This is a genomic window from Synechococcus sp. N19 (genome assembly GCF_900474045.1).
Lineage (GTDB): Bacteria > Cyanobacteriota > Cyanobacteriia > PCC-6307 > Cyanobiaceae > Parasynechococcus.
In genome coordinates, this window is record NZ_UCNR01000007.1 from 74,910 (window position 1) to 89,594 (window position 14,685).

17 protein-coding genes are annotated in these 14,685 nt (G+C 63.5%); 9 read left to right on the forward strand and 8 right to left on the reverse strand.

What is annotated here, in order from left to right; translation table 11 throughout:
• Positions 1-48 precede the first annotated feature (48 nt).
• Positions 49-1,050, reverse strand: coding sequence for a photosynthesis system II assembly factor Ycf48 (locus DXY02_RS03695; protein WP_114988083.1), 1,002 nt, complete (start codon positions 1,048-1,050; stop codon positions 49-51).
• Between the two features lie 9 nt (positions 1,051-1,059).
• Positions 1,060-1,458, reverse strand: a complete 399-nt coding sequence (locus DXY02_RS03700) for a rubredoxin (RefSeq protein WP_114988084.1) — start codon at positions 1,456-1,458, stop codon at positions 1,060-1,062.
• Between the two features lie 83 nt (positions 1,459-1,541).
• Between DXY02_RS03700 and DXY02_RS03705 the strand changes: the two genes are divergently transcribed.
• Genes DXY02_RS03705 through DXY02_RS03715 form a run of 3 tightly spaced genes read left to right on the forward strand, consistent with a single transcriptional unit; the run spans position 1,542 to position 3,210 of the window.
• Positions 1,542-1,904, forward strand: coding sequence for an NAD(P)H-quinone oxidoreductase subunit 3 (locus tag DXY02_RS03705; protein ID WP_038551549.1), 363 nt, complete (start codon positions 1,542-1,544; stop codon positions 1,902-1,904).
• A gap of 2 nt (positions 1,905-1,906) precedes the next feature.
• The gene (gene nuoB, locus DXY02_RS03710) at positions 1,907-2,647 is read left to right on the forward strand and encodes an NADH-quinone oxidoreductase subunit NuoB (RefSeq protein WP_114988085.1); all 741 of its coding nucleotides are present in this window, start codon (positions 1,907-1,909) and stop codon (positions 2,645-2,647) included.
• The gene (locus tag DXY02_RS03715; protein WP_114988086.1) at positions 2,644-3,210 is read left to right on the forward strand and encodes an NAD(P)H-quinone oxidoreductase subunit J; all 567 of its coding nucleotides are present in this window, start codon (positions 2,644-2,646) and stop codon (positions 3,208-3,210) included. Before nuoB ends, DXY02_RS03715 begins: the two co-directional genes overlap by 4 nt.
• On the opposite strand, the gene yvcK is transcribed toward DXY02_RS03715, so the two are convergent.
• Positions 3,204-4,559 carry a gluconeogenesis factor YvcK family protein gene (gene yvcK / locus DXY02_RS03720; protein ID WP_114988087.1) on the reverse strand — a complete coding sequence of 452 codons (1,356 nt, stop codon included), beginning with the start codon at positions 4,557-4,559 and terminating at the stop codon, positions 3,204-3,206. The genes DXY02_RS03715 and yvcK overlap by 7 nt on opposite strands.
• Positions 4,560-4,708: 149 nt before the next feature.
• Between yvcK and DXY02_RS03725 the strand changes: the two genes are divergently transcribed.
• A complete protein-coding gene (locus tag DXY02_RS03725) occupies positions 4,709-5,467 on the forward strand; it encodes an ABC transporter ATP-binding protein (RefSeq protein WP_170951471.1) in 759 nt (252 codons plus the stop codon).
• 5 nt (positions 5,468-5,472) lie between these two features.
• On the forward strand, positions 5,473-6,333 hold the full coding sequence (locus DXY02_RS03730; RefSeq protein ID WP_114988088.1) for an MlaD family protein: 861 nt from the start codon (positions 5,473-5,475) through the stop codon (positions 6,331-6,333).
• A gap of 50 nt (positions 6,334-6,383) precedes the next feature.
• Here the strand turns inward: DXY02_RS03730 and DXY02_RS03735 are convergent, their stop codons facing one another.
• Positions 6,384-8,495, reverse strand: coding sequence for a magnesium chelatase subunit D family protein (locus tag DXY02_RS03735; RefSeq protein ID WP_114988089.1), 2,112 nt, complete (start codon positions 8,493-8,495; stop codon positions 6,384-6,386).
• 38 nt (positions 8,496-8,533) lie between these two features.
• Between DXY02_RS03735 and folK the strand changes: the two genes are divergently transcribed.
• Positions 8,534-9,019 (forward strand): 2-amino-4-hydroxy-6-hydroxymethyldihydropteridine diphosphokinase, encoded by a 486-nt coding sequence (folK, locus tag DXY02_RS03740; RefSeq protein ID WP_114988090.1) that lies wholly within the window; start codon positions 8,534-8,536, stop codon positions 9,017-9,019.
• Positions 9,020-9,101: 82 nt separating this feature from the next.
• On the opposite strand, the gene DXY02_RS03745 is transcribed toward folK, so the two are convergent.
• Positions 9,102-9,806, reverse strand: a complete 705-nt coding sequence (locus DXY02_RS03745; RefSeq protein WP_244276134.1) for an ATP-binding cassette domain-containing protein — start codon at positions 9,804-9,806, stop codon at positions 9,102-9,104.
• Between the two features lie 50 nt (positions 9,807-9,856).
• Here DXY02_RS03745 and DXY02_RS03750 point away from each other — a divergent pair, with 50 nt between their 5' ends.
• Positions 9,857-10,417, forward strand: coding sequence for an NUDIX hydrolase (locus DXY02_RS03750; RefSeq protein WP_114988091.1), 561 nt, complete (start codon positions 9,857-9,859; stop codon positions 10,415-10,417).
• On the forward strand, positions 10,417-11,850 hold the full coding sequence (locus tag DXY02_RS03755) for an FAD-binding domain-containing protein (RefSeq protein ID WP_114988092.1): 1,434 nt from the start codon (positions 10,417-10,419) through the stop codon (positions 11,848-11,850). The genes DXY02_RS03750 and DXY02_RS03755 overlap by 1 nt, the downstream gene beginning before the upstream one ends.
• Here the strand turns inward: DXY02_RS03755 and DXY02_RS03760 are convergent.
• Entirely contained in the window at positions 11,829-13,070 is a 1,242-nt protein-coding gene (locus DXY02_RS03760; protein ID WP_114988093.1) for a DegT/DnrJ/EryC1/StrS aminotransferase family protein, read from the reverse strand. The two genes, DXY02_RS03755 and DXY02_RS03760, sit on opposite strands and share 22 nt — an antisense overlap.
• A gap of 19 nt (positions 13,071-13,089) precedes the next feature.
• On the reverse strand, positions 13,090-13,674 hold the full coding sequence (locus DXY02_RS03765) for a thioredoxin family protein (protein WP_114988176.1): 585 nt from the start codon (positions 13,672-13,674) through the stop codon (positions 13,090-13,092).
• Between the two features lie 57 nt (positions 13,675-13,731).
• Between DXY02_RS03765 and DXY02_RS03770 the strand changes: the two genes are divergently transcribed.
• The gene (locus DXY02_RS03770) at positions 13,732-14,250 is read left to right on the forward strand and encodes a hypothetical protein (protein WP_114988094.1); all 519 of its coding nucleotides are present in this window, start codon (positions 13,732-13,734) and stop codon (positions 14,248-14,250) included.
• Here DXY02_RS03770 and DXY02_RS03775 read toward each other — a convergent pair.
• Positions 14,232-14,672, reverse strand: coding sequence for a hypothetical protein (locus DXY02_RS03775; protein WP_114988095.1), 441 nt, complete (start codon positions 14,670-14,672; stop codon positions 14,232-14,234). The genes DXY02_RS03770 and DXY02_RS03775 overlap by 19 nt on opposite strands.
• Positions 14,673-14,685 lie beyond the last annotated feature (13 nt).

The following is a 14,685-nucleotide window of genomic DNA, read 5'->3' on the forward strand; positions in this document are numbered from 1 at the left end:
GATCTTAGGAGGTGGCTCAGGTGAGCTGAGGCTGAGGCGTTGCCGCAGTTACACAGCGTTGCCCACCCAACGCAGCAGGTTGCCCCGCTCACCCAGCACAAAGGCGTGCTCTCCGTCGAAGACCATGCGGGTGAAGTTGCTGGGTTGACGGTCCCCGACGGGGTCGTTCTCCCAGCTGTCACCGCCGTCCCGGCTCACCAGCAGGGTGCCGTTGCCACCGCCGGCCCAGATGGCGCCGTCGTCATCCCAGGCCAGATCCATGTAGCCGTAGCCGTTGGTGATCGGGATGATGGCTTTGCTCCAGCTGTCGAAGTTGCCTGGCTCATCGTTAAGGCGGATTTGTGCGCCGCGGGCCACCATCCAGAGATTGCCGTCGGGTTGGAAGCCGATGCTTTGCAGCCGCTGGCTGCTCACGCGTTGGTGCACCTGCCAGACGGAATCACCCGGTTCCCATGTGGCGTAGAAGTTGCCGAGGCCACTCACGCTCACGTAGCTGCCGTCCTTGCTGCGACGCAGATCCCGCACCGCACCCGCCGCATCGGTCACCTTGGCTTCCCAGCTACTGCCGTCGTTATGGGTCTCGTAAACCGCGCCCACGTTGGTGGCGAGCTCTGCGGAATGGCTGCCCAACGCTGTGATCAGGTAGGGCTCGCCGGGCAATTTGGTGTCGAGGAACAGGCGGGTCCAGTTCTGGCCGCCGTCGTCGCTGTGCATCAGTAACCCGGGTTGACCGGCGATCCAGCCTTCATCGCCATTGAAGTCGATGCTGATCAGACGGAAGTTCTCTTCATCGGGCAGATCAAGGCTGCGCTCATTCCAATGGGCACCCCCGTCGTTGGTTTCCCGGATCATCCGGTTGCTGCCCACCAGGTAGCCGTGGCGGCTGTCGGTGAAGGCAACATCCAGCGGGTTGGCCTGGGTGTCGAGATCCATGGCCTGCCACGGACTCGTGCTGGCCGTGGGCACGTGGGTGGTGACGCAGCCGCTGAGGCTCACCCCCAGCACAAGCACCAGCAAAAGCTGGCTGACAGTGTTCAACAGGCGTTTCATGGGTGGGCCTCAGCGCAGGGAATAAAGGGACAGGAAAAAGGCGAAGCCGAGGGCAAGGCTGCCGAAGATCAGAACATTCTTCTGCCCGGGGGTCATCCGGTTCACCCCAAGGCCGAAATCGAGGTTCTCATCGAAACCGCTGGCCTTGGCGCGCGGACCGATGTCGCGGAAGGCGGCCACCTTGCTGCGGCAGACCGGGCAGCGGAAGGCCATTGCGTCGAGATCCTCGAAGGCCGTGCCGGGTTCGATCCCAACCTTCTTGACCCCTTCGTCGGGGTCATAGACGTAGCCGCAGCTGCGACATTCGAAACGGTGGGTCCGTGGGTCGCTCTCCGGAGCGGTCTCAACCGCTGGTTCCACCGCTTCGGTGGTTTCGACCGGCTGGACGGACTGTTGTTCGTCGCTCACCGCTGTGTTGCTGGGCCAATCGACTCTATCGACGACAACTCCAGGCGGTGAATGCCAGACTGGCTCGGTCTACGGGGACCTCCATGTTTGCCCTGCCCGGCTACGACGCCTTTCTGGGGTTTCTGCTGATTGCGGCTGCAGTGCCTGCCTTGGCGCTGATCACCAACAAATTGGTGGCGCCAAAAAGCCGTGCCGGCGAGCGCCAGCTCACCTATGAATCCGGTATGGAGCCCATTGGCGGGGCCTGGATTCAATTCAATATCCGCTACTACATGTTTGCGCTGGTCTTCGTCATCTTCGATGTCGAGACAGTGTTCCTTTATCCCTGGGCTGTGGCGTTCAACCGTCTCGGCTTGCTGGCCTTCATCGAGGCCCTTATCTTCATCGCCATTTTGCTGGTGGCATTGGCCTACGCCTGGCGGAAAGGCGCCCTTGAGTGGAGCTAGTTATGTCTGAGAACACATCCCCCTCCATTGCTGCTGTTCGCGATCTGCGCGAAGCCAGCTGCGGTCCGATTGGTGCCCCAACGGTCACCAATGATCTCAGCGAGAACGTCATCCTCACCAGTCTGGATGACCTGCACAACTGGGCTCGGTTGAGCAGTCTCTGGCCTCTTCTCTATGGAACGGCCTGCTGCTTCATTGAATTTGCTGCTCTTCTTGGGTCCCGCTTCGATTTCGACCGTTTCGGTCTTGTTCCCCGCAGCTCGCCGCGTCAGGCCGACCTTCTGATTGTGGCGGGCACCGTGACCATGAAGATGGCGCCCGCCCTGGTGCGGCTTTATGAGCAGATGCCCGAGCCGAAATACGTGATCGCCATGGGTGCATGCACCATCACAGGCGGCATGTTCAGCGCTGATTCCACGACTGCAGTGCGCGGCGTCGACAAATTGATTCCGGTGGATCTCTACATGCCGGGCTGTCCGCCCCGCCCCGAAGCGATCTTTGATGCCGTGATCAAACTGCGCAAGAAAGTTGGCGATGAGTCGCTGGCGGAGCGGCGCAAGCACCAGCAGATCCATCGCTACATGACGGTCTCCCATCAGATGAAGCGCGTTGAACCTGTCGTGACAGGTTCTTACCTTCGGGCTGAATCTCAGAAAGCTGCCCTGGCTGCAGCGCCGGCCGGTCAGACTTTGGCCACCGATGCCGCCGTGCTCACCCCTGCTGCTGAACCTGTCGAGTCATGAGCGAAACCCCTTCCAAGAAGACAGCCGCCTCGGATGACGCGGGTGCGGTTGTTGCTCCCGAGCCTGGTCCGGTGAGCCAATGGCTGAACAAGCAGGGCTTTGACCACAACAGCCTCGAGCCTGATCATCTCGGTGTTGAACAGATCGGCGTTGACGCTCCGGTTCTCCCGATGATCGCTGCGGCGCTCAAGAGCAACGGTTTCGACTATCTCCAGTGCCAAGGGGGCTACGACGAAGGCCCCGGTGAGCAGCTGGTCTGCTTCTATCACTTCCTGGCGATGGCGGAAAAGGTGGAAGCCATGGCGGCCGATCCCTCAGCCAAGCTGCGGGAAGTGAGGATCAAGGTCTTCCTCGATCGTGAAGGCACCCCCTCGCTGCCGTCGATCTATGGACTGTTCCGTGGCGCCGATTGGCAGGAGCGCGAAACCTTCGACATGTACGGCATCCAATTTGAGGGGCACCCGCATCCCAAACGCTTGTTGATGCCAGAGGACTGGAAAGGATGGCCGTTGCGTAAGGACTACGTCCAGCCTGATTTCTATGAAATGCAGGACGCCTATTGATCGCGTTCTCGTCGATGGGTTCGGTAGAAGCGCATCACCGCAAGGGCAAGGCTGCGCGAGTCGTGGCGCAGCGTTGCTGTTGGCCTCACTCCCTGCAGTGGTGCTTGAGTGACGTCGTAGCCGTCTGAGCGGAGTCCTTCCGCATCGCAACGCACCGGATCAGCGCCGCGGCTTTGGTAGTACCGCACCAGGTCTGAATCGGGCAGGTCGTCCTGGGCCAGGACGGCATTGAACAGTCTGGGCTCAATGCCGAGGGTGGCGAGCTGTGCCTCGATGGCCCGGATGTGACCGCGCACATCCAGGCCATCGGTCTCGCCGGGTTGCGTCATCAGGTTGCAGATGTAGAGCCTAGGGGCCTTGCTGCGTTTGATGGCGCCCACCAATTCCGGCACTAGCAGATTGGGGAGCAGGGATGTGTAAAGGCTGCCCGGTCCGAGCACGATCAGGTCGGCATTGGCGATCGCTTCGAGTGCCCGTGGCAGGGCCGGCGGTCGTTCAGGACTGCAGCCCAGGCGAACAATGGGGCTGGGGGCGTGGCCGATGTTGCTTTCACCTTCGATCCGTTGGCCGTTTTCAAGTTCGGCCCAGAGCCGTACATCCACGTTGGTGGCGGGCACCACCTGACCTTGTACGGCCAGCACACGACTTGATGCGGTGATTGCTGTTTCCAGATTGCCCGTGATCGCTGAGAGGGCAGAGAGAAACAGATTGCCGAAGCTGTGCCCCTCCAAACCGCTCCCGGCGGCAAAGCGGTATTGGAACAGGCGTGTGAGCAGTGGCTCTTCGGTGGACAGGGCGGCCAAGCAGTTGCGGATGTCGCCCGGGGGAAGCACCCCCAGTTCCCGGCGGAGCACCCCGCTGCTGCCGCCGTCGTCAGCGACGGTGACGATGGCGGTGATGTGGCTGCTGTAACGCTTCAGACCGCTCAGCAAGGTTGATAAGCCTGTCCCTCCGCCGATGGCCACGATGTTGGGCCCCCTGTTCAAGCGGCTTTTGGCCCGCAGGGCATCCACCAGCACGGTGTCTTTGTCGGGAGCGAGAGCCTGTTGAATTGAGCCGAAGCTGCGGCTTTGCCCCCAGAGCAAAAGACCGCTGCCGATGAGCACCACCAGCGGGCCAGTGATCTCCCGGGGTAACACGGTGGTGAGGCTGCTCAGCAGCCAGCTCAGTGTTTCCAGAATCCAGTAGATCGGCTTCAGGTCGGCCCAGACGGCGGCCCCCAGCAGCGCCATCAACAGACCCAGGCCGGAGGTGAGCAGCCAGCGTTTGACGACCAGGCCAGGTTGCAACCAGCGCACGGCCCGTTGGGATCGGGTCATCAGATCCCGTCGCCGCTGATCGCGCATCATCCGGGCTTGGCGTCTGCTTGTTGGGGGCTTCAGCGCCAAGGGACGGCTTGATTCGCAAGTTCACCGAACTGTACGGAGCTTGTGGAAAGGCGGCAGGATGTCTTTGTATTTCGGCCCAGACCGTGCCGCAGCTTCAAACCGTCGTGGAGATGCGGGACCTCACGATGCAGTGGGGGCCTCGGCCTGTTCTGGATCGGGTCAACCTGACCCTGCATGCAGGGGAGCGCTTGGCCGTGGTGGGCCCATCGGGGGCTGGCAAGTCAACGGTGTTGCGCCTGCTTGCCGGTTTGCAGTTGCCCACCAGTGGTGAGTTGCGCTTGTTCAACAAAGCCCAGACCTACCTGCGGCTGGACCAGACCGATCCACCGGATGTGCGGCTGGTGTTTCAAAACCCCGCTCTGTTGGCATCGCTCACGGTTGAGGAGAACGTTGGCTTTCTGCTGCGGGAACGGGCACAGCTGTCGCGGCAAGAGATTCGCGATCGTGTGCATGCCTGCCTGGAGGCGGTGGGGCTCTATGACGTGGCTCACCTCTATGCCGGTGAGTTGAGTGGAGGGATGCAGAAGCGGGTGAGCTTTGCCCGTGCCCTGATTGATGATCCTCAGAGGGGGGATCAATCGATGCCCTTGCTGTTGTACGACGAGCCCACCGCTGGGCTTGACCCCGTGGCGTGCACGCGGATCGAGGACTTGATTGTCAAAACCACCACCGTGGCTCATGGATGTTCAGTGGTGGTGAGCCACGTACGCAGCACGATCGAACGGTCTGCGGAACGGGTGTTGATGCTTTACGACGGACAGTTCCGGTGGGAAGGGTCGGTGGAGGCGTTTCGCACCACAGAAAATCCCTATGTCGTCCAGTTCAGGACGGGTAGCCTGCGCGGACCAATGCAACCGGCGGAGCACTGATCACCATGCGACGCAGCGTTCGTGATGCCATCGTCGGATTCACGTTGATCGGCGGCATCATCGGATTCTCCTCCACCGCCCTCTGGCTTCGCGGGGTTCGTTTGGGATCAAGCCATTGGACGCTGACCGCCCTTTTTAACGATGCGGCAGGTTTGGCCGAGCGTTCTCCTGTCACCTATCGGGGCATCCTGGTGGGTTCAGTGCGCTCGATTTCGGTCACATCTGAGTCGGTGGTGGCCGAGCTCGAAATCAACAAAGCTGATCTGCGCCTGCCGCTGCCTGTGACCGCCACGGTGGGCTCGGCTTCCTTGTTGGGGGGGAGCGCCCAGGTGGCCTTGGTCAGTAGCGGAACCCCGCTTCCTCCGGATGCACCCCTCCCTCAAGCGCCTGGCTGTCAGCCAACGCGACAACTTTGCAGCGGTGGAACTGTTGTGGGGCAAGAGGTCCCCAGCCTTTCCACCGTGACTGCAACCATGCAGGAGCTGCTTGCACAGGTTCAGGACGAGCGGGTGATCCCCAATGTGGCGGCCTCGCTTGAGCAGATTGAGGCCACCACGAAGTCATTTGAGCTGCTGACGGTGCGGCTTCAGGATGAGCTGGTCAAGGCTGCTCCCGTGATCCGCAATCTGGAGTTGGCAACGGCTCACTTGAACAACATCGTGGCTTCCCTCGACAACCCCCAGACGCTGAGTGAGCTCCAACAGACGGCTGCCAATGCCGCCCAGCTCACCGCCACGATCGATGCCGTGGGTGGCGACGTGGCTCGACTCACAGGTGATCCCGAGTTCATGGAGGGCGTGCGCAATCTCACCATCGGCTTGGGTGAATTGTTCGGAGAGATCTATCCGGCGCAAACCGCTCAGTAAGCACGATATCCTTTCAATATTGGTACGAGTCAGGCTCGATATCGTGCCTTTTAAATGCTGCTGATGGCGTCCATCGCAACCGCTGCGATCGCTTGATCGCTGGCCTTGGGTAGCTGTACGTATTTGCCGCCTGCGGCTTCAGCCAGGTCTTTCCCCATGCCGCTGCCGATGAACTTGCGCTCGGTGTCGATCACCAGCAGCTTGATCCCGAGCATCCGGTAGCGGGCGGCCACATCCAGCACCTCTTGCTTGAGATCGGGCTTCTCTTCGCCCTCCAGTTCTGGTTGCCCCAGAGAGGTGCTCAGGGGCACGTTGCCGCGACCGTCGGTGATGGCCACCACCACCACCTGGCCGAGATCCCCAGTGGCCAAGGCATTGGCGCCAACGCGGGCCGCCTGCGTGAGGCCATGGGCCAGGGGCGAACCGCCGCCACAGGGCATCGATTCCAGCCGGCGCCGGGCCGCCGTGATCGAGCGGGTTGGAGGCAGCAGCACTTCTGCCTGATCCCCGCGGAAGGGGATCAGAGCAACTTCATCGCGGTTTTCGTAGGCCTCGGTGAGCAGGCGGATCACGGCGCCTTTGGCGCTCTGCATTCGGTTCAGGGCCATCGAGCCGCTGGCATCCACGAGGAACACCACCAGAGCACCAGCCTTGCGCTGCAGCAACTTGGCCCGAAGGTCGCCCTCTTCCACGATCACGGAGCGGCCCGGTTCCCGCTCACGGCGAATCTTCTGGTAAGGCGCCGCTGCCCGCAGGGTGGCATCCACGGCGATGCGGCGCACCGGCCCTCGGGGCAGCATCGGTTTCACGTAGCGACCACGGCTGTCGCTCAGCACCACGGAGCGGCTGCCGCTGTTGCCGCTTTTCGCCTTCGCGGCATTAAACAGCAGCAGATCGGGGTCCACCTCGATCGCTTCGGGATCGAGCATGAACTCCTCGGGCACCGCCGGTGGAGCCTGATCCTCTTCGCCGTCACCCTCGTCATCGTCGCTGGTGTCGTCTTCGCTGTTGTCCTCCGGCGGGTCGTTGTCCTCGTCGCCGGATCCCTCCGGTGGTGGTGGCGGGTTGTCCTGCTGCTGATCGCCCTGATCCTGGGGCGGCGGCGGCGGCGGTTCCTGGTCCTGCGGTGGCGGTGGCTCCATCTGCTGATCCGGAGGGGGCATCTGGGACGCCCGCGGCGCGATCACCAAGGCGACGGCCACCTGAAGGTCTTCGGCTTCCACCTGATCCCGGCCGCTGAGGGCGGCATGTGCCTTGGCCACCCGCACCGCGTAGAGCTCGGAGCGGTGCCCTTCAACGCCACCGCGGATGGCCTCAGTCACCAGGTACTCGATTTGTTCGCCGCTGATCTGCACATCCGGCAGCCACTGGCGGGCCAGCAGTAGTTGGGTGGCTAGGGCGTCGGTCTCCTCTCCCCACTTTTCGGCAAAGCTGCGGCTGCATTGGCCATGGCTGATCACCGCATTGGTGATTTCCACCCGCTGCTCGGTGCTCACAAGCTGATTGGCCGAGAGTGCGATGGCAAAGCGATCCAGCAGGTGATCGCGGACGTTGCCCTCCTCAGGGTTGTAGGTGGCGATTAGCAGCGGCCGACAGGGATGGCTGAGGCTGAGACCTTCGCGCTCCACACGGTTCTCGCCGCTGCCCACGGCCGCCAGCATCAGGTTGACGATGCCGTCATCCAGGAGGTTGAGCTCGTCCACGTAGAGCACGCCGCGGTGCGCATCCGCCAGCAGGCCTGGCTGAAACACAGCGCTGCCGCTGGAGAGCGATGCAGCCACATCAACGGCACCCACCAGGCGGTCTTCGGTGATGCCCAGGGGAATCTGGACGAAGGGGGCGGGGATCACTGTGGACGGTGCTTCGCCTGTGATCCGCTCACGGGTGGCGTCGTCCCATTCCTCCGGCTTCTGGGGATCGAGGTTGCGTCCCACCCCTCCCTCTGAATCGAGGATGTCGATCGGGGGCAGCAGAGCATGCAGGCCCCGTGCCAGAACTGATTTGCCGGTGCCGCGTCCCCCCGCGATCACCACACCGCCCAATCCAGGATCCACAGCCGCCAGCAGGAGGGCCAGCTTCAACGTGCCATGGCCCGTGATCGCTGCCAGCGGAAAGGCGCGGGTGGCCTGGTCGTCCTTCACCGCTACTCCGGTTGCCACCATGGACGCGTTCAGCCCGTTCGTGCGCGCCAGTCTCGCTGATGCCCTCCATCGATGACGCTTCTGTTGCGGTGGCGCTGGGGGCGAACCGACCCAGTGCGGCGGGATCGCCGCGCGAGACGTTGGTGGCGGTGCGGCCTTTGCTGGAGGATCTGCTGAGGGTCTGGTCCGATCAGGAGCTGGTTTGCCGCTGGTCATCCCTGCACGACACCGCCCCCGTAGGTGGCCCCCCGGACCAGCCTCGCTACTGCAATGCCGTGATGCTGGTGGAGGGGCTGCGAGCCTCGCCAAGCGAGGCCTCCGCACTGCAATTGCTGGATGAGCTCCAGCGGTTGGAACAGCAGTTCGGCCGCGACCGATCGCGGGAACAGCTCTGGGGGCCGCGCAGCCTCGATCTGGATCTGTTGTTCTGGGGTGAGCTGCGGCTGGAGCACCCGCGACTACAGCTCCCGCATCCACGCCTGCATCTCAGGCGTTTCGTGCTTGCGCCGTTGCTAGAAACGATGCAGGGCTCGGCTGCACCGTGATCACCTGATCGGCCTGGGCCAGGAGCTCCGGGTCATGACTGCTGATCAGCATCAGCCGTTGCTCGGTGCGTTCGCGAATCACCTAACGAACCTGCTCAGCGGCCTTGGCATCGAGGAAAGCGGTGGGCTCATCGAGCACCTCCATAGGCTTGTCGCGCAGCCAGGCGCGCAGCAGGCCGAACCGGTGAATCTCGCCACCTGAAAACGGATCCTGCGCCAGGGCGAGCGGTGCATCCAGCCCGCCCTGGCGCTGAAGCAGGTGGGCCAGCCCCAGCAGTTGTAGCCAGGTCTCGATGTCGTCTTGGTGGCGATTCGCCCCCAGCAGCAGGTTCTCGCGCAGGTTGGCCTCAAACAGCACGGCGTTCTGGGGCGCGTAAGCGATCAGCTGGTGCATCTGCCGAGCGCCGGCCAGCCCGCTCAGCGACCAGCCCCCCCCATCGCAGCTCAGCTGCCAATGGCTGTCTTCTTCGCGGAGCAACCCGCAGATCCGATCGAGCAGGGTGGTCTTGCCGCTGCCGGAGGGTCCGGTGATCGCGACCAGCCCGAGGCTGGCGGCAGTGGGAAGGCCGCCGATCAGGGGTGCGGCGTCCGTGCTGGAGCCTGATCCCAGCAGCAGCGTTACCGCCAGGCCGAGGCCGGCGATATCGAGCAAGCTGTTGAGGGTGCTCAGGCCACTCAGCAGAGCCAGATGGCGCCATCCCGCCTCGAGGGCCAGGGCCTTGAGCAGCTGGACCTGGCGCCGACGGGGCAGTGGTTGCGGGCCTGTTTCGGTCAAGGCAGACGACACGGGGGGCTGGGTTTACCCGCCATGCTGGGCCTTAGCAACGCCCTTGAGCCATGGCGCCCCTGCCGTCTCCGGAACCGTTCGAGCTGCTGGACACCGTTGAAGTTGTGGATGCTCGCAAGCTCCGTTTCGAGCGCAACAGGATCAAGTTGCCGATGGGTGTCGAGGCCACCTTTGGGATGATCCGTCACCCAGGCGCCTCTCTGGCGGTGCCGATCACCAACGATGGCCAGGTGGTGTTGCTGCGTCAGTACCGCTTTGCGGTTCAGGCCCGCCTGCTCGAATTCCCTGCCGGCACGCTTGAAGATGGCGAAGATCCACTGGAATCGATGCAGCGCGAGCTGGGGGAAGAAGCCGGCTACAGCGCTGCGCAGTGGGATGTGCTGGGGCCGATGCTCCCCTGCCCGGGCTATTCCGATGAGGTGATCCACTGCTTCCTGGCCCGGGAGCTCACGCCCTTGGAGAACCCGCCAGCCGGTGATGACGACGAAGATCTGGAGGTGGTGCTGATGAGCCCAGCGGAGCTGGATGCAGCGTTGGCATCGGGCGATGAATGGCTCGATGGCAAAAGCGTGACCGCTTGGTTCCGTGCCAAGCAGCTTCTCGGCCTCTGATGACCAGCTCTCGCGTTCTGTTCTGGCACCGCCGCGACCTGCGCCTGGCGGACAACCTGGGTTTGGTGGCAGCTACGGACATCAGTCCGGCGGTGACGGGGGTGTACGTGCTCGACCCGCAGCTGATCAACCCGCCGGATCATCTGCCGCCGATGGCGCCGGCCCGGCTGTGGTTTCTGATCGAGAGCCTGGTGGAACTGCAGCAGCGCTGGCGGGAGGCCGGCAGCCGATTGCTGGTCGTCAAGGGAGACCCGGTGTCGGTGTTGCCGCAGCTGGCGCAGCAGATCGGTGCTGAGGCTGTGGTGTGGAACCGCGATGTGGAGCCCTATGCCCGTGAGCGGGACCGCCAGGTGGCCAAAAAACTGCAGGCCGATGGCCGCAAAGTGGTGGTGGATTGGGATCAGCTGCTGATCGCTCCGGAGCTGCTCAAGACCGGTGGTGGTGACCCATACCGCGTGTATGGGCCGTTCCTGCGCAACTGGCGCGGCCAGGTGCTGGCCAAGCAACCCAGCACCGTTGCCGCCCCCACCGGGTTGGTGGATCTCGATCCTGCACAGCTGCCGGCCGGTGAGTCCCTGGAGGCTCTGCGGGAGAGCCATGGTTTCAAGGGCGCTGAGATCTGCCCCTGCCGCCCCGGCGAGGTGGCGGCCTTCGAGCAGCTCACGCGCTTCTGTGATGGGCCGCTGCTCGGCTATGAGCCGGACCGCAATTTCCCCGGTACCGCAGGCACCTCCACCCTCAGTGCTGCCCTGAGCGTCGGTACCCTCAGCCCTCGCCAGGCCTGGTGTGCGGCCCAGGCCTCCCGTGAGCAAGCCCGCAGCGAGGAGCATTTGCAGGCCATCGCCGTGTGGGAGCAGGAACTGGGCTGGCGCGAGTTTTACCAGCAGGCTCTGTTTCATTTCCCTGAACTGGCCGATGGCCCCTACCGCGAGCAGTGGCGCCGCTTCCCCTGGGAGAACAACGAGGACTGGTTCGACTTCTGGAAGGAGGGGCAGACCGGTATGCCGATCATCGATGCCGCCATGCGCCAGCTCAACCAAACCGGCTGGATGCACAACCGCTGCCGCATGATCGTGGCCTCCTATCTGGTCAAAGACCTGATCTGCGACTGGCGCTGGGGCGAGCGCGCCTTCATGGAACTGGAGGTGGACGGTGACCTGGCCGCCAACAACGGTGGCTGGCAGTGGAGCGCCAGCAGTGGCATGGACCCCAAGCCCCTGCGCATCTTCAACCCTGCCACCCAGGCCTCGAAGTTTGATTCAGCCGGCGACTACATCCGCCAGTGGGTGCCGGAACTGCGCCATGTGAACACCAAGGATCTGCTCAGCGGTGAGATCGGAGCCCTGGAACGGCGCGACTATCCCGAACCGCTGGTGGATCACAAGAAGCAGCAGGCGAAGTTCAAGGCGCTTTACGCCACCATCCGGTCCTGATCGCCGTCGTCGGTACGACGGAACTGGGCCGGCACGTTGGGCGCCAGCAGCTGGCGCACCGTGTCGATCACAGCCTCTTGTTGTTCTTCACTCAACTCAGGGAAGATCGGCAGGCTCAGCACCTGGCTGCAGAGCTGTTCCGTCACCGGTAAGGAGCCCTGTTGCAAGCCCAGATGGGCGTAGGCCGGCTGTCTGTGGATTGGAATGGGGTAGTAGATGATCGTGCTCACCCCACGCTCCTGCAGGGTCTGCTTGACCCAGTCGCGGCAGCAGCTTTCGGGGATGCCGTGGCGTGCACTGGTGTTGGAGGGGGCGCAGCTGGCGTTGCAGAGCGGCTGGCCGCTGGGGCAACTGCCGATGCGCACCACGAATTGGTTCCAGCTGTGGCCGTCCTCGGCTGTCGGCAGGGTGAGGCGTTTGAGATCGCCAAGGGCATCCCGGTAACGCTTGGCGATGGCTGTTCGTTTGCCGATCCACGCCTCAAGCCTTGGCAGCTTCACGTTCAAGACAGCCGCCTGGATCGCATCCAGCCGGCTGTTGTAGCCAAGGCTGGTGTGCAAATAGCGCTCGGGCATGCCGTGTACGGCGAGCTCACGCATGACCTGGGCCAGTTGGGCATCGCTAGTGGTGACGGCACCGCCGTCTCCCGCCGCACCGAGGTTCTTGGTGGGGAAGAAGCTGAAGCAGCCCGCATTGCCGAAGCTGCCTACCGCCTGGCCCTGCCAGCGGGCTCCCGTCGCCTGGGCGCAGTCTTCGATCACCTTCAGCTGATGGCGTTCGGCAATGGCCATCAGCCGGGTCATGTTCACCGCGCGCCCGAACAGGTGCACCGGCATCAGGGCCCTGGTGGCGGGGGTGATCGCAGCTTCGATCTGATCGAAATCGATCAGGTAGGTGCTGGGGTCGACGTCCACGAACACCGGGGTGGCGCCGACGGCGCTGATGGCCTCAGCTGTGGCGAAAAAACTGAACGAGCAGGTGATCACCTCATCGCCGGCACCAATGCCCAGGCCGCGCAGGGCCAGGATCAGAGCGTCGGTGCCGCTGTTGCAGCCCACGGCGTGCTCGCAGCCAACACTGGTGGCAAACGCTTCCTCGAAGCGTTTGATTTGCGGTCCACCGATGTACTGACCGCTGCGCAACACCTCGAGCACCGCCTCTTCGAGGTCCACACCAAGATCGTCGATCTGCTGGCTGAGGCTGAAGGGAGGTACTTTCATAAAGCAAAGCTTAAGTGGCTCAGCCGAACCACTCCGGCTCCTGTCCGGGGTTCCACTTCACATTGCACCCCACCGAGGCGGTCTGGTCTGGATTCACCAAAGATCCCGTCAGCACGGCCTCGAGGGCGGCCCGCAGGTCACGACCATCGAGGGGCTGATCGTTGCCGGGTCGGCTTCCGTCCAATTGGCCGCGATAGCGCAGGCTCTGCAGGCCCTCGCCATCAGGTGAAAACAGGTAAAACTCCGGCGTGCAGGCGGCCCTGAGCGCTCGGGCCAGGGTTTGCTGCTCATCCAGCAGGTAAGGGAAGCTCCATCCATGGCGCCTGGCCTGGTCCGCCAGTTGCTCCGGCCCATCCTGGGGGTGGGTGATCAGGCTGTTGCTGCTCACACCGATCAGTTGCATCGCATTGCTGAAGTCGTGGTCCAGCCGAGTGATTTCGGGCTCCACATGTTTCACAAACGGGCAATGGGCGCAAAGCACCATCAGCAGCACGGGCCGTTGGTCCAGAGATCTGCTGTTCAGCCGACCACCCGTGACCTGGGGAAGATCAAAACCGGGCAGGCCTGTTCCCAGCGCCAGCATCGTGGATGGTGTCAGGGCCATAAGGCGCGGGCAGATGCGGCGAATCTGCTTCAGGATGGCCACCTCCGGTGGTGATGGATGCCGCGCCTGCGTCTGCTTTGGGGAATCGCCCTGCTGCTGGGGGCCTGCGCTGCTCCGAAGGAACCGCCCAGCTGGCGCTTCTTCTCCTTGAAGCGCCATTCCCCCCATGACGGGGTGGCTGTGGTGAACCAGCCCGATGGCTACGGGCTCCACATTTATCTGGAGACAGACACCAGCTTCCCGGGGGTGTGTCGTCCCCGATGGCTGCCGGATCCAGCCCGCCTGTTCAACGGCAATGGATCCACTCCGTTCAGTTCCGGGTTGGCGACCCGTCAGGAGTTTTTCGATGCCGTGGCCCGGCGCGATGTGCGTGGCCTGTTGAAGAGCGAGCTGAAAGCTCTGTGCCAGGCGCGCGCTCCGGAAGACCGCTGGCAGTGGATCGAGCCGCCCCGTAAGGAGGAACAGGTGGTCCCTATGCAGCTGCCCTCCCTCGAAGAGGAAGACCTGCTCACCAATCCCGTGGAGGAATTGAAGCGGGCCCGCCAGCTGCTGAGGGATCAACGGGCTGGTGAGTAGCCCTCCCACACGACGGCCTCGGCGTCGCGCCAATAGCGGCTGAACCGCCCCAGCCGGGGTGGCCGCGGCAGCGTCACGAACGGTTCGGGATCCAGCAGTTCCAGCGGCAGTTCTGCGTCGATGGCCTCACCGATCCGCTCCAGGCGTGGATCCACCGCACTGCTGCTCACTACACCATCGGCCTGATGGCGGCGGGCAAAGGCCAGCACCTCATCGGCTACATCACCCTTGCGCAGGGTGAGGGGAAGGTCGAGGGCGTTTTCGTAGAGGAAGCCGAGCCGTTTGCGGCTGATTCGTGCCTCTTGCATCCAGCGGGTGTCGAACACGAACACCGCTGGTGCCTCAGGCCAGGCCTGCAGCGCTGGGTTGTTGGCACCAAGGGCCTCCTCGTGAATCCAGAGGATCGGGCGTTGAAATGTCATCGAGGAATCTCCT

Excerpts from the sequence above, each read along its gene's own strand:
- DXY02_RS03695 (WP_114988083.1), bottom strand. The coding sequence starts at position 1,050 with ATGAAACGCCTGTTGAACACTGTCAGCCAGCTTTTGCTGGTGCTTGTG.
- DXY02_RS03705 (WP_038551549.1), top strand. The coding sequence starts at position 1,542 with ATGTTTGCCCTGCCCGGCTACGACGCCTTTCTGGGGTTTCTGCTGATT.
- nuoB (WP_114988085.1), top strand. The coding sequence starts at position 1,907 with ATGTCTGAGAACACATCCCCCTCCATTGCTGCTGTTCGCGATCTGCGC.
- DXY02_RS03715 (WP_114988086.1), top strand. The coding sequence starts at position 2,644 with ATGAGCGAAACCCCTTCCAAGAAGACAGCCGCCTCGGATGACGCGGGT.
- yvcK (WP_114988087.1), bottom strand. The coding sequence starts at position 4,559 with ATGATGCGCGATCAGCGGCGACGGGATCTGATGACCCGATCCCAACGG.
- DXY02_RS03725 (WP_170951471.1), top strand. The coding sequence starts at position 4,709 with ATGCGGGACCTCACGATGCAGTGGGGGCCTCGGCCTGTTCTGGATCGG.
- DXY02_RS03730 (WP_114988088.1), top strand. The coding sequence starts at position 5,473 with ATGCGACGCAGCGTTCGTGATGCCATCGTCGGATTCACGTTGATCGGC.
- DXY02_RS03735 (WP_114988089.1), bottom strand. The coding sequence starts at position 8,495 with ATGGTGGCAACCGGAGTAGCGGTGAAGGACGACCAGGCCACCCGCGCC.
- folK (WP_114988090.1), top strand. The coding sequence starts at position 8,534 with ATGCCCTCCATCGATGACGCTTCTGTTGCGGTGGCGCTGGGGGCGAAC.
- DXY02_RS03750 (WP_114988091.1), top strand. The coding sequence starts at position 9,857 with ATGGCGCCCCTGCCGTCTCCGGAACCGTTCGAGCTGCTGGACACCGTT.
- DXY02_RS03755 (WP_114988092.1), top strand. The coding sequence starts at position 10,417 with ATGACCAGCTCTCGCGTTCTGTTCTGGCACCGCCGCGACCTGCGCCTG.
- DXY02_RS03760 (WP_114988093.1), bottom strand. The coding sequence starts at position 13,070 with ATGAAAGTACCTCCCTTCAGCCTCAGCCAGCAGATCGACGATCTTGGT.
- DXY02_RS03765 (WP_114988176.1), bottom strand. The coding sequence starts at position 13,674 with ATGGCCCTGACACCATCCACGATGCTGGCGCTGGGAACAGGCCTGCCC.
- DXY02_RS03770 (WP_114988094.1), top strand. The coding sequence starts at position 13,732 with ATGCCGCGCCTGCGTCTGCTTTGGGGAATCGCCCTGCTGCTGGGGGCC.
- DXY02_RS03775 (WP_114988095.1), bottom strand. The coding sequence starts at position 14,672 with ATGACATTTCAACGCCCGATCCTCTGGATTCACGAGGAGGCCCTTGGT.